The sequence below is a fragment of the Saccharopolyspora elongata genome, assembly GCF_004348985.1.
GTDB classification, from domain to species: domain Bacteria; phylum Actinomycetota; class Actinomycetes; order Mycobacteriales; family Pseudonocardiaceae; genus Saccharopolyspora; species Saccharopolyspora elongata.
Map to the genome: position 1 here is coordinate 1 of NZ_SMKW01000089.1, position 16,009 is coordinate 16,009.

Annotated in this window: 18 protein-coding genes; 12 read left to right on the forward strand and 6 right to left on the reverse strand. The window is 71.5% G+C overall.

Features of this window, described 5'->3' with window-relative positions; translation table 11 throughout:
- Nucleotides 1-10: 10 nt before the first annotated feature.
- From E1288_RS39305 to E1288_RS39320, 4 genes are all read right to left on the reverse strand, one after another.
- Nucleotides 11-1,441, reverse strand: coding sequence for an NF041680 family putative transposase (locus tag E1288_RS39305; RefSeq protein WP_207954810.1), 1,431 nt, complete (start codon nt 1,439-1,441; stop codon nt 11-13).
- A 147-nt stretch (nt 1,442-1,588) separates the two neighbouring features.
- Entirely contained in the window at nt 1,589-2,593 is a 1,005-nt protein-coding gene (locus tag E1288_RS39310) for a substrate-binding domain-containing protein (protein WP_132493762.1), read from the reverse strand.
- 130 nt (nt 2,594-2,723) lie between these two features.
- On the reverse strand, nt 2,724-3,734 hold the full coding sequence (locus tag E1288_RS39315; protein WP_132493763.1) for an ABC transporter permease: 1,011 nt from the start codon (nt 3,732-3,734) through the stop codon (nt 2,724-2,726).
- Nucleotides 3,731-5,251 (reverse strand): sugar ABC transporter ATP-binding protein, encoded by a 1,521-nt coding sequence (locus tag E1288_RS39320; protein ID WP_207954807.1) that lies wholly within the window; start codon nt 5,249-5,251, stop codon nt 3,731-3,733. The genes E1288_RS39315 and E1288_RS39320 overlap by 4 nt, the downstream gene beginning before the upstream one ends.
- A 224-nt stretch (nt 5,252-5,475) precedes the next feature.
- Here E1288_RS39320 and E1288_RS39325 point away from each other — a divergent pair, with 224 nt between their 5' ends.
- Nucleotides 5,476-7,110 carry a serine/threonine-protein kinase gene (locus E1288_RS39325; RefSeq protein ID WP_132493764.1) on the forward strand — a complete coding sequence of 545 codons (1,635 nt, stop codon included), beginning with the start codon at nt 5,476-5,478 and terminating at the stop codon, nt 7,108-7,110.
- Between the two features lie 176 nt (nt 7,111-7,286).
- Here the strand turns inward: E1288_RS39325 and E1288_RS39330 are convergent, their stop codons facing one another.
- Nucleotides 7,287-8,342: a lactonase family protein gene (locus E1288_RS39330; RefSeq protein WP_132493765.1), complete on the reverse strand. Its 1,056-nt coding sequence runs from the start codon at nt 8,340-8,342 to the stop codon at nt 7,287-7,289.
- Nucleotides 8,343-8,520: 178 nt separating this feature from the next.
- Here E1288_RS39330 and rocD point away from each other — a divergent pair, with 178 nt between their 5' ends.
- Nucleotides 8,521-9,753, forward strand: coding sequence for an ornithine--oxo-acid transaminase (rocD, locus tag E1288_RS39335; protein ID WP_132493766.1), 1,233 nt, complete (start codon nt 8,521-8,523; stop codon nt 9,751-9,753).
- A gap of 71 nt (nt 9,754-9,824) precedes the next feature.
- Here the strand turns inward: rocD and zapE are convergent, their stop codons facing one another.
- Nucleotides 9,825-10,850 carry a cell division protein ZapE gene (gene zapE, locus E1288_RS39340; RefSeq protein ID WP_132493767.1) on the reverse strand — a complete coding sequence of 342 codons (1,026 nt, stop codon included), beginning with the start codon at nt 10,848-10,850 and terminating at the stop codon, nt 9,825-9,827.
- Between the two features lie 96 nt (nt 10,851-10,946).
- On the opposite strand from zapE, the gene E1288_RS39345 reads away from it, so the two are divergent.
- From E1288_RS39345 to amaP, 10 genes are all read left to right on the forward strand, one after another.
- The gene (locus E1288_RS39345) at nt 10,947-11,696 is read left to right on the forward strand and encodes a pyrimidine reductase family protein (protein ID WP_165968497.1); all 750 of its coding nucleotides are present in this window, start codon (nt 10,947-10,949) and stop codon (nt 11,694-11,696) included.
- Nucleotides 11,693-12,250 carry an RNA polymerase sigma factor gene (locus tag E1288_RS39350; protein WP_132493769.1) on the forward strand — a complete coding sequence of 186 codons (558 nt, stop codon included), beginning with the start codon at nt 11,693-11,695 and terminating at the stop codon, nt 12,248-12,250. Before E1288_RS39345 ends, E1288_RS39350 begins: the two co-directional genes overlap by 4 nt.
- Nucleotides 12,243-12,809: an anti-sigma factor family protein gene (locus E1288_RS39355; protein ID WP_132493770.1), complete on the forward strand. Its 567-nt coding sequence runs from the start codon at nt 12,243-12,245 to the stop codon at nt 12,807-12,809. The genes E1288_RS39350 and E1288_RS39355 overlap by 8 nt, the downstream gene beginning before the upstream one ends.
- Before the next feature lie 128 nt (nt 12,810-12,937).
- Nucleotides 12,938-13,453 (forward strand): Asp23/Gls24 family envelope stress response protein, encoded by a 516-nt coding sequence (locus E1288_RS39360; protein ID WP_132493771.1) that lies wholly within the window; start codon nt 12,938-12,940, stop codon nt 13,451-13,453.
- 242 nt (nt 13,454-13,695) lie between these two features.
- Nucleotides 13,696-14,013, forward strand: coding sequence for a hypothetical protein (locus E1288_RS39365; RefSeq protein ID WP_235884128.1), 318 nt, complete (start codon nt 13,696-13,698; stop codon nt 14,011-14,013).
- Nucleotides 14,010-14,264, forward strand: coding sequence for a hypothetical protein (locus E1288_RS39370; RefSeq protein ID WP_235884129.1), 255 nt, complete (start codon nt 14,010-14,012; stop codon nt 14,262-14,264). The genes E1288_RS39365 and E1288_RS39370 overlap by 4 nt, the downstream gene beginning before the upstream one ends.
- Nucleotides 14,265-14,301: 37 nt before the next feature.
- Nucleotides 14,302-14,481: a hypothetical protein gene (locus tag E1288_RS39375; RefSeq protein ID WP_093264953.1), complete on the forward strand. Its 180-nt coding sequence runs from the start codon at nt 14,302-14,304 to the stop codon at nt 14,479-14,481.
- Nucleotides 14,478-14,864: an Asp23/Gls24 family envelope stress response protein gene (locus tag E1288_RS39380; protein ID WP_132493772.1), complete on the forward strand. Its 387-nt coding sequence runs from the start codon at nt 14,478-14,480 to the stop codon at nt 14,862-14,864. Before E1288_RS39375 ends, E1288_RS39380 begins: the two co-directional genes overlap by 4 nt.
- Before the next feature lie 4 nt (nt 14,865-14,868).
- Complete coding sequence (locus E1288_RS39385) at nt 14,869-15,405, forward strand: DUF6286 domain-containing protein (RefSeq protein WP_132493773.1); 537 nt, start codon at nt 14,869-14,871, stop codon at nt 15,403-15,405.
- Nucleotides 15,402-16,007 carry an alkaline shock response membrane anchor protein AmaP gene (gene amaP / locus E1288_RS39390; RefSeq protein ID WP_132493774.1) on the forward strand — a complete coding sequence of 202 codons (606 nt, stop codon included), beginning with the start codon at nt 15,402-15,404 and terminating at the stop codon, nt 16,005-16,007. The genes E1288_RS39385 and amaP overlap by 4 nt, the downstream gene beginning before the upstream one ends.
- The last annotated feature ends 2 nt before the right edge of the window (nt 16,008-16,009 follow it).

Consider the following 16,009-nt stretch of genomic DNA (forward strand, 5'->3'; position numbering starts at 1 on the left):
AGCTTGTTGTTTAACCTGTGCGGTTTTGGTGTTGTTGGAGGGTGAGGTCGCGTTTGATGGTCTTGCCGACGTCGTGACGGGTGGCGCGATGCGTGTTGCGGGAACCGGGTGGGCGTCCGGGACCGGGTCGGGAGGGTTTCGGTGCGGCTGCGGGGTGACCGGTCTTCGCGTGGAGGTTGCGAAACCCCCGCCGGACGCGGGCGGGCGTCAGCCGACGGGGCTCGGTGACCGGTCTTTCCCAGGGGCGTCGAAGGTCTTCAGCGATGGGGCGGGCGAGGCGTAGTTGCGTGTGGGCGACCAGGACCAGCCAGGTCCAGCGATCGGCCGAGACGGGTGCCCGCAGTTTCGGGCGGGTCCACCCGAGGGTCTGCTTGAGCAGTCGGAAGGTGTGTTCGAGGTCGAATCGGCGGAGGAATGCCTGCCAGAGCAGATCAACCAACTCGGCGCTGGCGCCGGTGACCGAGGACCATAGCCACACCGGTTTGGGGTCCCGGTCTCCGGGTAGGTGGTCGACCTGTAAGCGGATCAGGGTGCCCTCGACGAGGGGCAGCTCGCCCTCATGGTCCAGCCAGGGGCCGCGGTGGGTCAGGCGGGGGTGCAGGCGGTCCCAGGCCCGCGCCTGGGCGTGTCCGTAGCGGGTGGTGTCGGTGCTGGTGTTGTGGTCGGGGGCATGCCAGCTGTTCTCCTCGGCGAGGGTGAACACGCCGCCGTGCTTGCGTGGCCGCCCGACGGTACCCGGCGGTCGGGGCGGTGCGGGCCGCAGCAGGACGCGATCGGAGCGGATTCTGCCCACCAGCTCCACGGGCAGATCGGCGAGGACGAAGGCCAGCCGGGTCACGTCGTAGCCGGCGTCGGTCACGATCAGGATGTGCGGATCGCCGGGCCGCCAGTGTCCGGCGCCCATGATCCGGCCCACGACCTCACGTAGTTGAGCGGCGGTGACCGCGGTGGCATCGTCGGCGGGCCCCAGCCGCACCGCGTCCAGGATCGCCGTCCACAAGGTACGCCCGGTCTCCAGCGCGGCGACAAAGGAGTAGGGCCAGCCCGGGATAAGCTGCGAGGCGCTACGGGAGCGGCCATAGACATGGCAGAACAGCCGCTCGGGGCTGCACGCGGCGTCCGGGCGCAGCCAGGGCGAGACGTCCACGGCCAGGGTGATCCGCCCGTCGGCGGCACGCGGTAATGGCAGCTCGGCCAAGGCGGTGCGTAACCGGTCGACCTCGACGCGGCCGTGGTTGATCGCGTCGTAGCCGGCGCCATGCCCGCGCCGGTGCTCCGGGGTGAGGGACAGCTCGGCCAGGCTGGTCACCGGACCCGCGGTGCACAGCACCGCGTCGGTCAGCTCGAGCAACGCATCCGCCCGCTTGGTCAGACACTCGTAGAACCGTTGGCGGAACCCGGACAGCTCCCCGAACGCATCGGCTTGGCCGGTGTCATGCACACTGATCATCGAAGCCCTTGGTTGTGATCTTCCATCTGTCGCAAGAGGAAGGATCAACCAAGGGCTTCATCCATGATCAACCGGGGCCGCAACACCACCACCCGAGGTTAAACAACAAGCTCAGCCGATCGGGCGACGAGAAATCGCTCAGGCGGGCGGGTTCTCACAGGTGGGGTTGAGGAGCTTCTGGACGTCGGGGCCGTCGACGTTCTGCTTGGTGATCAGCACCGCGCCGGTGTCCGGGTCCGGCAGCGGGTCCGCCGAGCCGCGGATCTTGCCGATCGCCGCGTTCACCGACGCGTAGCCCATCTTGAACGGGTTCTGCGCGATCAGGCCGGTGATCACGCCGTCCCGCAGGCCCTGGATCTCGCCCTCCGAGGTGTCCCAGCCGATGACCTTCACCTGGCCGGCCTTGCCCGCCTGCCGCACCGCCTCGGCCGCGCCGAGCACGCTGGGCTCGTTGGCCGCGTAGATGGCGTTGAGGTCCGGGTTCGCGGTGAGGATGTCCTGGGTGACCTGCAGCGCCCGGTTGTAGTCGCTGCCGCTGGACTGCTGCGCGACCAGCTGCAACCCGGGGTGCTTGGCCAGGCCCTTCTTGAAGCCCTCGGCGCGCGTCTCGTTGGTGCTCGTGCCGGGCTGGAACTCGATGAACGCCACCTTGCCGCGGCCGCCGAGCTGCTCGGCGAGCGCGTCGGTGGCCTGCTCCGCGGCGGCGACGTTGTTCGTCGCGAACACCGGCACGTCCGGCGGCTGCGGCGTGGTGCCGGAATCCATGTTGACCACCGTGGTGCCCTGACCCTGCGCGGACTTGGTGATGTCGGCCAGCGCCTTGGCGTCCGTCGCCGCGTACACCAGGCCCTTGACGTCGCCCTGCGAGAGCAGGTCCTGCAGCAGGCTCTGCTGGCCGCTGACGTCGCTCTCGGCGTGCACCCCGTCCCAGTGGATCGTCACGTCCGGGTGCTTGGACCCGGCGCACTCGGCGCCGACCCGGACCTTCTCCCAGAAGTCGAAACCGATCGCCTTCGGCACCACTGCCAGCTTGATCGGCCCGCCCTGCTGGACGCCGCCGCCGGTCTGCTCGCGCACCCCGACGCTGCACCCGGCGGCAGCAACCGAAAGCAGCACGCACGTCGCGGTCAGTACCTTCTTCATCGGCCGAGCTCCCTTGCTCATCGCGACTCGCTGAGTTGGTGTTCGGGTCTCGTCTTGAAGCGGGGAAGCCGCTCCCGCAGGGATGCCGCTACCCGCACCGCTGCGCAAAGCGAGTCTTGCAGCAAATTCCTCATGTGGCGTCGCCGCCGAGCTTGCGCCGTTGGTACCGGTCCCACCAGACCGCCAGCCAGATGATCACGCCGATCAGCACGTTCTGGTAGAAGGTGCTGATGTTGAGCTGGACCGCCCCGTTGCGGATGACGGCGACCAGGAATGCCCCGATCAGCGACCCCCACACGGTGCCGCGACCGCCGAACAGGCTCGCCCCGCCGATGACGACCGCGGCGATGACGTCGAGTTCCAGGCCCTCGCCGAAGTTCGGCTGGCCCGAGTGGATCCGGGACGCCGCGATCATGCCGCCGAGCCCGGCCAGCGCGCCGGAGAGCACGTAGACGGACGTGGTGTAGCGCCGCACCGGCACGCCGGACAGCCGCGCGGCCTCCATGTTGGAGCCCATCACGTACGCGTAGCGGCCGAGGCGGGTGCGGGTGAGCACCACGTGCCCGGCCACCGCGACGAGCGCGATGAGCAGCACCGGGATCGGGATGCTGTTGATGACGCCCTGCCCGAGCAGCCGGAAGGACTCCGGCGCGCCGAACACCGCGACGGCGCCGGTGGCGATCAGCACCAGCCCGCGGGCGACGCTGAGCATGCCGAGGGTGGCGATGAACGGCGGCAGCCCGACCACCGACACCAGCAGCCCGTTCACCAGCCCGGCCACCGCGCCGACCAGGATGCCGCCGACGACGCCCACCAGCGGGTTGAATCCGTACTCGGCCATCAGCAGCACGCCGAGCACCCCGGACAGCGCCGCCACCGAACCCACCGACAGGTCGATACCGCCGGTGATGATCACCAGCGTCACGCCGACCGCCATCACCGCGTTCACCGAGGTCTGCGAGCCCAGGTTGAACAGGTTGTCCGCAGTGAGGAAGGCCGGCGCGATGATCGACAGCACGATGAACACGACGATCAGCGCGCCTGCCGCAGCGACCTGCGAGACAGCGCCGGAGAACCGGTCCCCCAGCGCGCCCAGCAGGCCGCGGTCCCCAGTGGACGGTGACTTGGTCCGCTCAGTCATGAGTTGCCCCCGTTTTCGGGATTGCGGGCTCCGGTCGCCAGCGTGACGACGCGTTCCTCGGAGAACTCCGCGCGGCGGACCTCCCCGGTGATCCGCCCGCCGCGCATGACCAGGATCCGATCGCACATGTTCAGCAGCTCCGGCAGGTAGCTGGAGATGAACACCACCGCTTTCCCGCGCGCGGCAAGGGAATCCATCTGCTGGAACATCTCCGACTTGGCCCCGACGTCCATGCCGCGGCCGGGTTCGTCGAAGAACAGCACCTCCGCGCCGGTCTCCAGCCACCGCGCCAGGATCACCTTCTGCTGGTTGCCGCCGGAGAGCAGCCGCACCGGGCGCCCCACCCACGGCACCCGGATGCGCAAGCCGTCGCGCTCCCGCTCCGCGATCCGCCGCTCGCCGGCGAGGTCGATCAGGCCGGCGCGCATCGGCAGCTTCGCCATCGTGATGTTCTTGTCCACCCCCAGTTGGAGGGCAAGACCATCGGTCTTCCGGCTCTCGGTGAGGTATCCGATGCCGGCGGCGATCGCGTCGGACGGGCCGCGGATGCGCAACCGCTTGCCGTCCAAGGTGATCGTGCCTGCGTCCGGAAGCTCCGCACCGAACACCGCGCGCGCCAGCTCGGTGCGCCCGGCCCCGACGAGCCCGGCCAGCCCGACGATCTCGCCGGCCCGGACCTCGAAGGAAACGTCGCGGACGACGTCGTCCCGGGTGAGCCCGTCGACCTTCAGCCGCACCTCGCCGGGCGCGTTGTGATGGCGCGGGTACAGGTTCTCCACTTCGCGGCCGACCATGAGCTGCACCAGCCCGGCCTCGTCCAGCTCGGTCACCGGCCGGGTGGCGACGACCGCGCCGTCGCGCATCACGGTCACCCGGTCGCCGATCTCGAAGATCTCGTCCAGCCGGTGCGAGATGTAGAGCACCGCGATGCCCTTGGCGGTCAGCTCCCGGACGATGCCGAACAGCTCCTCGGCCTCCCGCTCGGTGAGGCTGGCCGTGGGCTCGTCCAGGATGAGCACTTTCGCCTGCACCGCAAGGGCTTTCGCCAGCTCGACGCGCTGCTGCTCCGCAGTGGACAGCAGCGCCACCCGCCGTCCCGGGTCGATGTCCAGGCCGACGTGGCCGAGCAGCTCCCGCGCGGCGCGGCGTTCCTCCGCCCGCGAGATCCACCCGCCGCGGCCGGGTTCGTGGCCGATGAACAGGTTCTCGGCCACCGACAGGTCCGGCGCCAGCGCGAACTCCTGGTGGACCATGGACACGCCGAGCCGCCGGGCCGCGCCGGGCCCCTGGTAGGCGACCGGGACGCCGTCCAGTTCGATGTGGCCGCCGCTGGGCTGTTCGATCTGGGCGATCAGCTTCATCAGCGTCGACTTGCCCGCCCCGTTCTCCCCGGCGAACACGTGCACCTCGCCGGGCGGGATGGCGAGCGTGACGTCGGAGACCGCGACCACCCCGGGAAACCGCTTGCCCACGCCGTGCAGCGCGACGGCGGGTCGGTCCTGCTCGGTGGACGTCACGAAACGCCTCCCATCGGATCCGCGTGATCGTTCCTTCGGGCTCGCAGTGCGCCGGATCATACCCACAACGAACACCCGGGGAAAAGGTTGGAACGAAGCCAAGTATTCGATTACCAGTGCGTCGCCGCCATGTCCGGTCAGGTGGACCCGCGTACGTCGAGGCCGCGGATCCGTAAGCTCATTGGGGACGAAACCACGATCTTCGAGGCAGGAGGCTGAGTCCCGTGCAGCCGTTGCTGGCCAGCGACCCGACGCGGGTCGGCGACTACCGGCTGCTCGCCCGGCTGGGCCGCGGCGCCATGGGCGGCGTCTACCTCGGCCGCTCCCGCGGCGGCCGCGTGGTGGCCGTCAAGGTCGTCCGGGCCGACCTCGCCGAGGACCCGGAGTTCCGCGAGCGGTTCCGCCGCGAGGTGCACGCCGCCCGCTCGGTCGGCGGGTTCTGGACCGCGGCGGTCGTCAACGCCGACCCGGCCGCCGAGCAGCCGTGGCTGGCCACCGAGTACGTGCCCGGGCCGACGCTGCACCAGGCCGTCGTGGACCACGGCCCGCTGCCGGAGGCCACGGTTCGCAGCCTGGCCGCCGGGCTGGCCGAGGCGCTCGGCGCGATCCACCGCGCACACCTGGTGCACCGCGACCTGAAGCCGGCCAACGTGCTGCTCGGCCCGGACGGTCCGAGGGTGATCGACTTCGGCATCTCGCGGGCGATGGCCGGCAACGCCCTGACCGCGACCGGCATGTTCCTGGGCACGCCGGGCTTCTTCTCCCCGGAGCAGACCCTCGGCACCGAGGTCGGGCCGCCCAGCGACGTGTTCTCCCTCGGCGCGGTGCTGGTGTTCGCCGCGACCGGCACCGGTCCGTTCGGCGAGGAGAGCACGGCGGCGCTGCTGTACCGGGTGGTGCACGCCGAGGCCGACCTTGCCCAGGTGCCCGACGGGCTGCGGCCGCTGCTGGCGGCCTGCCTGGCGAAGGACCCGGCCGACCGGCCGACGCCCGGCGACCTGCTCGACCAGATCGGCGAGTCCAGCCCGCAGGGCAACTCCTGGCTGCCGCCCGCGATCAGCGACGTGATCGCCCAGCACGCCACCCAGCTGCAGCAGACGGCGAACGCGCCGCTGCCGGACACTCCCCCGCCGCAGCAGGTCCCGGCGACGCCCAGGCCCGCGACGCGCTCCTACACGCAAGCCCAGAACGCGGCGCCGCCCGCACCGGTCGCACCGGCTCCCGCCCCGCCCGCTCCCGTGGTTCCCGCGGCGGTGGCGCCTGAACGCATGCGGGACAAGATCGTCCCGGCGCGCCCGAGGCAGACCGCGCAGAACCAGCACCCGGTGGCGCGGGTGCGCAAGGACAACCCGGGCCCGGTGTTCGCCACCGGCGGCCGGTTCCGCGCCGCGATGTCGGCGCTGATCTGCGCGTTGATCATGTTCGGCGCCAACCGGGTGTTCCAGACCTACGGCGGGCTTTCGACCGAGCACGTCGCGATCTTCCGGCTGGGCATGCTGCTGCTGGCGATCAGCATGCTCTGGTCGATCGGGCGGGTGCTGCTGCCCAGCCTGCGCCTGAAGATCAACAGCGACGGGCTGCTGATCTCCCGCCTGGGCCTGACCCGGGAGATCCCGTGGAGCCAGGTGAACCGGGTCGACGTGGTCGACAACGGCAAGCGAACGGCGCTGGTGGTGTGGCTGGCCAACGGTTCGAAGCCGACGTCGAAGTGGTGGCACCGCGCACCCGCGCACCGAGGCGGAGCCCGGATCTTCCCGATCGGGGCCACGGGAGGCTGGCTGACCCGCCGCCAGGAAGCGCGCAGGGCCCGAACGGCACTGAGCCAGTACGCCTTCGGCCGCTACAACACGCGCGCCTGAGCCCGGGCCGAAGAGCTCCCGATTTTGCCTAAAATTGGGAGCCCCACACTCCAACCAGGCACTCCCGAACCCAGGACAGCGTTCCAATTTTGCCTAAAATCGGGAACTCAAGATCCGGCCGGGCGCCGGTTCCGCTACCCGCACCGCCACGCAGAGCAAGTTCGGAAACAGGCTCTTCACTTCGCCGGGAGGACGCAGACCGGGGTCGGGGTCGGCACCGGTTCGCTCAGCGGTGTCAGGTCGCCGTTCTCCGCGATGCCGAACGCCTGCACGTCGTTGCTGCGCTGGCCCGCCACGAACAGCACCCGGCCGTCCGGCGACAGCGCCATGTGGCGGGGCTCCGCCACTCCCGCCGGCCGGATGTCGACCAGCCGGAACTCGCCGTCGCTGGAGTCCGCCCGGAACACCGCGATGCTGTCGTGGCCCCGGTTCGAGCCGAGCACGAACCGGCCGTCCGGCGTCACCACGACCTCGGCGGCCAAGTTCGGCTGCCCGTAGCCCGGCGGCAGCATCGACAGCGTCCGCCCCGGCTCCAGCGCCCCGGTCGCCGGGTCGTAGCCGAACTCGGTGATCGAGGACGCCAGCTCGTTGAGCACGTAGGCGCGCTCCCCGTCCGGGTGAAACGCCAGGTGTCGCGGACCGGCGCCGGCCCGCACCGGGACCTCGTGCTTGAGCGCCAGGTGGCCGCTTTCCACGTCGAAGTCGTAGACGTAGACCGAGTCGGTGCCCAGGTCCACGGCGAGCACGTGGCGGCCGACCGGGTCGGGCAGCACCTGGTGCGCATGCGGGCCCTCCTGGCGCTGCGGGTTCGGCCCGCTGCCGCTGTGCTGCACCACGTGGCACGGCTCGCGCAACACGCCGCCCTCGGCGATCGGGTGCACCACGAGGTTCCCCGACTCGTAGTTGGCGGTCAGCAGGTACTTGCCGGACGGGTGCACGCTCAGGTGGCAGGGCGCGGCGCCCAGCGTCGGCTGGGAGTTGATCTCGCCGAGCGTGCCGTCGGCGCGCACCGCGAAGGCGACGACCCGGCCCTCCCGCAGCTCGCTGACCGCGAACAGCGTCGCCCCATCGGGTGCCATCGCGAGGAAGGACGGATCGAACGCCTCGGCCACGCTCTCGGTGCACCGCAGCGCCCCGCCGGGATCGGCGATCGCCAGCCGGATCCCGTCGGCCGCCGATTCCGCTCCCGTGTACGCCCCCAGGTAGACCCGGTACTCCCCGTTGTCCGGCATCAGCGCCTCGCCTTCCCGTCCGCGGAAACCTCACCGCACACATGATGTCAAGAGCCCGCCCCGCTCCCCCGACGAGACAACGAACCTCCGCATTCCTCCAAGAGCACGCAACAGATCGCTACTCAAAGCAATGGCTTGCGGATGAAATCTGCGTAGGCGTCGACATAACCTAATGGCCATGACTGTCGTTCCGTCGCACCTCGAAGCGTCGTCGCAAGCCGCGCGGTACCGCGCGCTCGACGAGCAGTACAGCGCGCACAACTACCACCCGCTGCCGGTCGTGATCGCCGAGGCGTCCGGCGCCTGGATGACCGATGTGGACGGACGGCAGTACCTGGACTTCCTGGCCGGGTACTCGGCGTTGAACTTCGGGCACCGCCACCCCGACCTGATCGCCGCCGCCACCGAGCAGCTCGGCCGCGTCACCCTCACCAGCCGCGCGTTCCACCACGACCAGCTCGGCCCGTTCTGCCGCGAGCTCGCCGAACTCACCGGCACCGACCGGGTGCTGCCGATGAACTCCGGCGCGGAGGCCGTCGAGTCCGCCATCAAGATCGCCCGGAAGTGGGCGTACCGGGTCAAGGGCGTGCCGGAGAACCGGGCCGAGATCATCGTGGCCGGATCCAACTTCCACGGCCGCACGACCACCATCGTGTCGTTCTCCACCGACCCGGTCGCACACGACGAATTCGGCCCGTACACCCCGGGATTCATCGTCACGGAGTACGGCGACGCCGCGGCGGTCGAGGCCGCGATCACCGAACGCACCGCGGCCATCCTGGTCGAGCCCATCCAGGGCGAGGCGGGCGTGATCGTGCCGCCGGCCGACTACCTGCCCCGGCTGCGCAGGCTCTGCGACGACAACGACGTGCTGCTGATCGCCGACGAGATCCAGTCCGGCCTCGCCCGCACCGGCGAGCTGCTGGCCAGCGAGCACGACGGCATCCGCGCCGACCTCTACACCCTCGGCAAGGCGCTCGGCGGCGGCATCCTGCCGGTGTCCGCGGTGGTCGGCCGCGACGACGTCATCGGCGTCCTGGAACCCGGCCAGCACGGCTCCACCTTCGGCGGCAACCCGCTGGCCTGCGCGGTCGGCCGGGCCGTGGTGCGCATGCTGAGCACCGGCGAGTTCCAGGAGCGCTCGCGCGAGCTGGGAGCGCACCTGCACGCACGGCTCGGCGAGCTCGTCGGCCGCGGAGCGGTCGAGGTGCGAGGCCGCGGCCTGTGGGCCGGCGTGGAGCTCGCCGCAGGCGGGCCGACGGGCCGCCAGGCCAGCGAGGCGCTGGCCGAGCGCGGCGTGCTGTGCAAGGAAACGCAGGACACGACGCTGCGAATCGCCCCGCCGCTGGTGATCACCCGCGCCGAACTCGACACCGGCCTCGACGCCATCGAAGCGGTCCTCACCAGCTGACGCGAACATCCGGGGGGCGGGCCGTTCGTCACGCCAAGCGACGCGAACGGTCCGTCCGCTCCCCCGCCAGGTCAGGACTTGGCGAGGTCCCGGGAGAGCGCGGTGAGGCGGCTGATCGCGCGGAGGTACTTCTTCCGGTAGCCGCCCTGCAGCATCTCGTCGGTGAACAGCGCCGACAGCGCTTCACCGGAGACCCGCACCGGGATCGCCCGGTCGTAGAGCCGGTCCGCGAGCGCGACCAGCCGCAGCGCGACGTCCTGGTCCGGCGCCGCGTGCACCCCGCTGAGGTGCACCGCGGTGATCCCGTCGACCAGGCGGCCGTACTTCGAGGCGTGCAGCCCGGCCAGGTAGTCGCAGAGCTCGTCGAAGTCGTCCAGGGTCGAGCCGTCGGTGGCCTCCGCGAGCCGGGACAGCTCGTCCTCGCTCATCGGCGGCGGCGCGTCCGGCAGCCCGCGGTGCCGGTAGTCCGGGCCGTCGACCCGCACCACGCCGAAGCGCGCGGACATCGCGTGGATCTCGCGCAGGAAGTCCGCAGCGGCGAACCGGCCCTCGCCCAGCTTGTCGGGCAGCGTGTTGGAGGTCGCGGCGATGTGCACGCCCGCGTCGGTGAGCTTCGCGATCAGCTGGGTGACCAGCATCGTGTCGCCCGGGTCGTCCAGTTCGAACTCGTCGATGGCCAGCAGCCGGTGCTTCGAGAGCCGCTCGACGGTCTCGGCGAAGCCGAGCACCCCCACCAGGCTGGTGACCTCGACGAACGTGCCGTAGGACTTCTGCCCCTCGACGGCGTGCCACAGCGACGCGAGCAGGTGCGTCTTGCCGACGCCGAACCCGCCGTCCAGGTAGAGCCCCCGCTTGCCGTCGTCGTTCTTCTTCCGGCCGAACACCCCGCGCAGCCAGGACCCGCCACCGGCGGCGGCGTTGATCCGGTCGGCGAACGCCGAGCAGTCCCGGACCGCCTGCTCCTGGCTCGGCTCGTCCGGGTTCGGGATGTAGGTGTCGAAGCGCACCGCGTCGAACATGGGCGGCGGCGTCATCGCCTGGACCAGCTCGTCCGGTGTCATCTCGGGACGGCGGTCGACCAGACGGGGAGAACTCATGCGCAGACCTTATAACCGAACGGGGCATTCCCGGCTGTGCGGGCGCGTGCTCCTGCTCACCCGCCGGGCCGCAGCGCGTGGTGGGATTGACCCGTGGTGGACAAGCTCTGGCCGGTCGACGGCGCGCAGCAGGTGGACGACCAACTCGAGGGGTTCTACGCCTACCCCGACCGGCTGGAACAGCCCTGGGTGCGGGTGAACTTCGTCTCCAGCCTCGACGGCGCGGTGACCGTCCGGGGCAGCTCGCGCGGGTTGTCCGCGCCGGTCGACCAGCGGGTCCTCGGGCTGATCCGCGACCTCTCCGACGTCGTGCTGGTGGGCGTCGGCACGGCGCTGACCGAGGGCTACCGTGGCGTGAAGCGCAACGAGGTCCGCGCCGAGCGCCGGGAACGGCTCGGCCTGTCCGCCGTGCCGCCGATCGCGCTGGTCACCGCGCACGCTTCGCTGCCGCCGGAGTCGCCGCTGCTCACCGACACCCTGGTGCCGCCGATCGTGCTCACCTGCGACGCCGCCCCGCAGTCGCGGCGCACCGCGCTCGCCGACGCGGGCGCCGACGTCGTCGTCGCCGGCGACGAACGGGTGGATCTGCACGCGGCGCTGGACGCGCTGAACGCGCGGGGGCTGCGCCGCATCGGATGCGAAGGCGGCCCGACGCTGTTCGGCAACCTCGTCGACGAGGACCTCGTCGACGAGCTGTGCCTCACCCTGTCCCCGCTGCTGACCAGCGGCGGCGCAGGCAGGATCGCGGCGGGGGCAGGTGTCGAGGCGCCGCGGCGGATGCACCTGCAGTCCGCCCTGCACGCGGAATCGCTGCTCCTGCTGCGTTACGCGAGAATGCGTTCGTGACAGTTGGGGCGAGCGCGGACGAAGCCCTGGTGGCTGCCGCCCAGCGCGGCGACGCGACGGCGTTCGACGCGTTGGTCCGCCGCCACACCGCCAAGATGTACCGGGTCGCGTACCGGATCCTCGGGGACTCCGCCGAGGCCGAGGACGCGGTCCAGGAGGCGTGGGTGTCCGCCTGGCGGTCGCTGGACCGCTTCCGCGGCGAATCGGCGCCGACCACCTGGCTGTTCCGGGTGGTCACCAACGCGGCCCTGGCCACCCTGCGCCGCCGTAAGCCGACCGTCCCGCTGGGACCGACCGCCGATTTGATCTCCCACCGCATCGCGGTCGATCCTGAGGGCCACGTCGTCCGCACCGAGGACGCGGCCCGCGTGCACCGCGCGATCGCGACCCTCGAACCCTCCCAGCGCATCCCGCTGGTGCTCCGCGAGCTGGAGGAGCTGAGCTACGAGGAGATCGCCGAGATGCTCGACGTGCCGGTGGCCGCGCTGCGGTCCCGGCTGCACCGGGCGCGGGCAGTGCTGCTCGCCAGACTGAAGGAGATGCGCGATGGATGACCGCTCCTTCGATCCGGACCGCCGGCTGCCGTGCGGCCGCACCGACGGCGTGCTGCTGGACTTCCTCGCCGACAGCGCCCCGGCGGAACTCGCCGCGCACATCCAGACCTGCCGGGACTGCCAGGCCAGGCTCGCCGAGCTGGACGCCGACTGGGCACCGGTGCGGCGAACCGCGCACCTGCCGATCGAGCCGCCGCACGGGCTGGTGGAGCGCACGCTGATGGCGGTGCGCGGCGTGCGGGGCGGCCGCGGCGCGGCGCCGGTGGAGCTCGCCCAGGAGGGCGGCAAGCTGAGCGTCTCCCCGCAGGCGGTGGTGCTGCTGACGCGGCGGCTGTGCCTGGAGCTCCTCGCCGAGCGGCCGGGCGTGCACCTGCGCGGCTGCGTCGGCGACGTCGACGAGGTGCGGGTGGACCTGGCGGTCCGCTACCCGCTGCCCGCCCCGGAGCTGGCCGACGCGATCCACCGCGAGCTGACCGCCGCGCTGGGCGAAGCACTCGGCGCGGGCGCGCCGCAGGTGTGGGTGCGGGTGGTCGACGTCAAGCCGCCGGGAGCCGGGTGACCGCATCGTCACAATGGGTGGTGCGGCCCACAGCCGCGAAAGATCACGTCGAGCAGATGCATCAGAACACGTACGAGCCCAGCCGAGCCCACGCGGCATCGGCGAAACCGGGAAGGAGCAGGATTTCCATGGCCCAGAACAGCGGGAGCCCGCAGAACGCACAGGCCAAGACCGAGCGCAGCGACGAGAGCCGGCGAATCCCGGAGACCCGGACCGGCAACGCGCCCGCCCGCCTGGCCGACGAGACCTCCCAGGGCAAGACCACCATCGCCGCGTCCGTGGTGCAGAAGATCGCCGGCATCGCGGCCCGCGAGATCTCCGGCGTCCACGCGATGGGCGGCGGCGTGTCCCGAGCCTTCGGCGCCCTCCGGGACCGGATCCCGGGCGGCAGCGGGACCTCCTCCACCTCGGGCGTCCAGGTGGAGGTCGGCGAGAAGCAGGCCGCGGTGGACCTGGACATCGTCGTGGAGTACGGCGCGTCCATCGTGGACCTCGCGCGGGCGGTGCGGCGCAACGTGATCACCGCGGTGGAGCGGATGACCGGGCTGGAGGTCATCGAGGTCAACATCGCGGTCAACGACATCCACCTGCCCGACGAGGACGGCGAGGAAGCCGGCCAGCAGACCACGTCCCGCGTCGAGTAGCACCCGAGAGGAAAACGGTTCCAGGCTCGCCCTGCGTAGCGGTGCGGGTAGCGGCCCCCCTGCGGGAGTTACTGCGGCCTCCTCGACTCCGGGATCCCCGGCTTGTGTATGACCAATACGCGGCGCCGGGGCTGTCCTCACGAGAAGACTTCTGAGAACCCGCGGCGGTGCCCGTTGCGAAGGTGGGCTAAGCGGCTCCGCCGCTTCAAAGACAAAGAAAAAACCAGAAGACCCATCGTTTCGTGGAGGGCGACTTCGACATGCCGGAACAGGTTTCCGCCGGTGAGCTGGCCGAACGGGTGCTCGCCCACCCCTCGGTGGTCCGGCTGCACGGTGGGCAGTTCGGCGAGATCGCGTCGTACCTGCCCGGCCGCAAGGTCGTCGGGGTGCGGTTGCCCGAGTCGGGAGCCGCGGAGGTCGGCGTCGTGCTGCGCCTGGACCGGCCGCTGCCGGAGATCCTCGGCGAGCTCCGCGGCGCGCTCGCCGAAGCGCTCGGCGACGTCCCGGTGGACATCACCGTGGCCGACGTGATCACCGACGAGCCTCCGGGAGGCGCATGATGGTGCCTGTGCAGCACGAACCGGCCACCACGCGGGCGGCGATCCGCGCTTTCGTCCGGGCCAACCACCCGGACGTCGGCGGTGACCCGGAGGTCTTCGCCACCGGTCTCGCGGAACTCCGGTGCCACCGGCCGCGCGACCGCTACGACGCACCGATCGTCGTGGTGGACCGGCCGCGCGGGATTCGCGGGCTGCTGCACCGGATCAGCGCCCGCCGGGCCCGCCGAAACCGGCCACCACGAGTCCGGTGACCATCCAAGTCAGTTCCTCAGCAGGAGGGTTGCACCCATGAACGCGACGCAGACCGGCTTGCTCGCCGGCCTCATCCTCGGCACCGCCGCGGCGGTCGCCGGCTTCACCGGGTTCCTGATCGCGCTGGCGGTCGGCGCCGTCGGCCTGGTGATCGGCAGGGTCCTGGACGGGGAGCTGGAGATCGGCGACATCCTGGGCCGGGGCCGGGACCGATGACGGCCACCACCGGACCGGCCGCCGCCGAAGAACCCGGCCGCGGCGACGATCCGGCCGAGCGGGGCCGGTTGCAGATCAGCCGCACGGTGCTGCGCAAGATCGCCGAGCACACCGCCGACCAGGACCCCGGCAGCGCCCGGCGGCGCCACCGGCTCGGCGGGGGCCGGCAAGGCGCCGCGGCGCAGGTGTCCGGTCCGGACGATGCACTGCGGATCCGGCTCGACGTCGCACTGCGCTACCCGTTGCCGGTGCGCGAAACCGTGTCGTCCATGCGGGAGCGGATCGGGTCGGAGCTCCAGCGCCTCACCGAGTTCCGGGTCCGCACCGTGGACGTGACCGTGTCCGCCCTCGTCCCCGCCGACGTGCCGCCACGAGTGGAGTGAAGCCATGCGCCTGTTGGTACGCCTGATCACCACGCTGCTGGGCCTGGCCGTCGCGGCGGGCGGCGCGCTCCTGGCGATCGAGGCGGTGTGGGTCCTGGCGCGGCCCGGCACCGGCGGTCTCATCGTGCCCTGGCAGCAGGTCCACATCGGACTGAGCTCGCTGTCCTGGCAGGACCCGCAGGTCCTCGCGACCGCGGCGGTGGTCGCGGTGGTGGGCGTGCTCCTGGTGCTCATCGCGATCAACGCCGGGGCCAAGGACATCCGGCTGCACGACCCGGCGCCGGAGGTCACCGTGACCACCGACCGGCGCTCGCTGGCCCGGCTGGTCGGGCACCAGGTGCGCGGCCAGGACGGCGTCGCGGTCGCGTCGGTCACCGCGGGCTCGAAGCGGGTCCAGGTGAAGGCGACCGCGCAGTTCCGGGAACCCGGTGACCTGCGCGCCCGGCTGACCGAAACCGCCGAGCACGCCGTGCAGGACCTGCCGCTGCGCAGCACCCCGAAGGTGCTGGTGTCGGTGGCCGTGCCGAAGGAGCAGCGATGACGAGGCGGGAGATCAAACCGAGCACGACGCCGGTCGCGCGCGGGCTGTCCTTCGAGCGCGGCGTGGTCACCGCGCTCGGGTTGCTGGCGCTGGTCGCCGGCGTGATCGCGCTCCTCGTCGGCACCGGTTGGCTGGGCGTCTTCCGCGCGCAACGGCCGCTGGCCGACCCGCTCCTGGTGCAGTGGCTGCGGGACAACTCGCGGGCAGCGATCGCGGTGGCGATCGTGCTCGGCATCGTGCTGTTCGTGCTCGGCCTGTGGTGGGTGGTGCGGGCCCTGCGCCCGGAGCCGCGGCCGTCCCTCGTCCTGGAGCGCGGCAAGGGCAGCCTGGCGGTGACGAGCGCGGCGCTGACCGAAGCCGTGCGCGCCGACGCCGAGCGGGTCACCGGGGTCAAGCGGGCGCGGGTCCGGATGGCGGGCAGCGAGCAGCGCCCGGCGCTGCGGCTCACGCTGTCGTTGCAGGAAGGCACCAACGTGCGCCACGTTTGGGAAGAACTCGACGAGAAGGTGCTTTCCCGCGCTCGCGAATCGCTGGGAATGGATACCTTGCCAACGGCGATCCGACTGCAGCTGGACCGCGCGCCTCGCCAACGCGTCCACTGACC

Excerpts from the sequence above, each read along its gene's own strand:
- E1288_RS39315 (WP_132493763.1), bottom strand. The coding sequence starts at position 3,734 with ATGACTGAGCGGACCAAGTCACCGTCCACTGGGGACCGCGGCCTGCTG.
- E1288_RS39380 (WP_132493772.1), top strand. The coding sequence starts at position 14,478 with ATGACGGCCACCACCGGACCGGCCGCCGCCGAAGAACCCGGCCGCGGC.
- E1288_RS39385 (WP_132493773.1), top strand. The coding sequence starts at position 14,869 with ATGCGCCTGTTGGTACGCCTGATCACCACGCTGCTGGGCCTGGCCGTC.
- E1288_RS39330 (WP_132493765.1), bottom strand. The coding sequence starts at position 8,342 with ATGCCGGACAACGGGGAGTACCGGGTCTACCTGGGGGCGTACACGGGA.
- E1288_RS39370 (WP_235884129.1), top strand. The coding sequence starts at position 14,010 with ATGATGGTGCCTGTGCAGCACGAACCGGCCACCACGCGGGCGGCGATC.
- amaP (WP_132493774.1), top strand. The coding sequence starts at position 15,402 with ATGACGAGGCGGGAGATCAAACCGAGCACGACGCCGGTCGCGCGCGGG.
- E1288_RS39355 (WP_132493770.1), top strand. The coding sequence starts at position 12,243 with ATGGATGACCGCTCCTTCGATCCGGACCGCCGGCTGCCGTGCGGCCGC.
- E1288_RS39375 (WP_093264953.1), top strand. The coding sequence starts at position 14,302 with ATGAACGCGACGCAGACCGGCTTGCTCGCCGGCCTCATCCTCGGCACC.
- E1288_RS39360 (WP_132493771.1), top strand. The coding sequence starts at position 12,938 with ATGGCCCAGAACAGCGGGAGCCCGCAGAACGCACAGGCCAAGACCGAG.
- rocD (WP_132493766.1), top strand. The coding sequence starts at position 8,521 with ATGACTGTCGTTCCGTCGCACCTCGAAGCGTCGTCGCAAGCCGCGCGG.
- E1288_RS39310 (WP_132493762.1), bottom strand. The coding sequence starts at position 2,593 with ATGAAGAAGGTACTGACCGCGACGTGCGTGCTGCTTTCGGTTGCTGCC.
- zapE (WP_132493767.1), bottom strand. The coding sequence starts at position 10,850 with ATGAGTTCTCCCCGTCTGGTCGACCGCCGTCCCGAGATGACACCGGAC.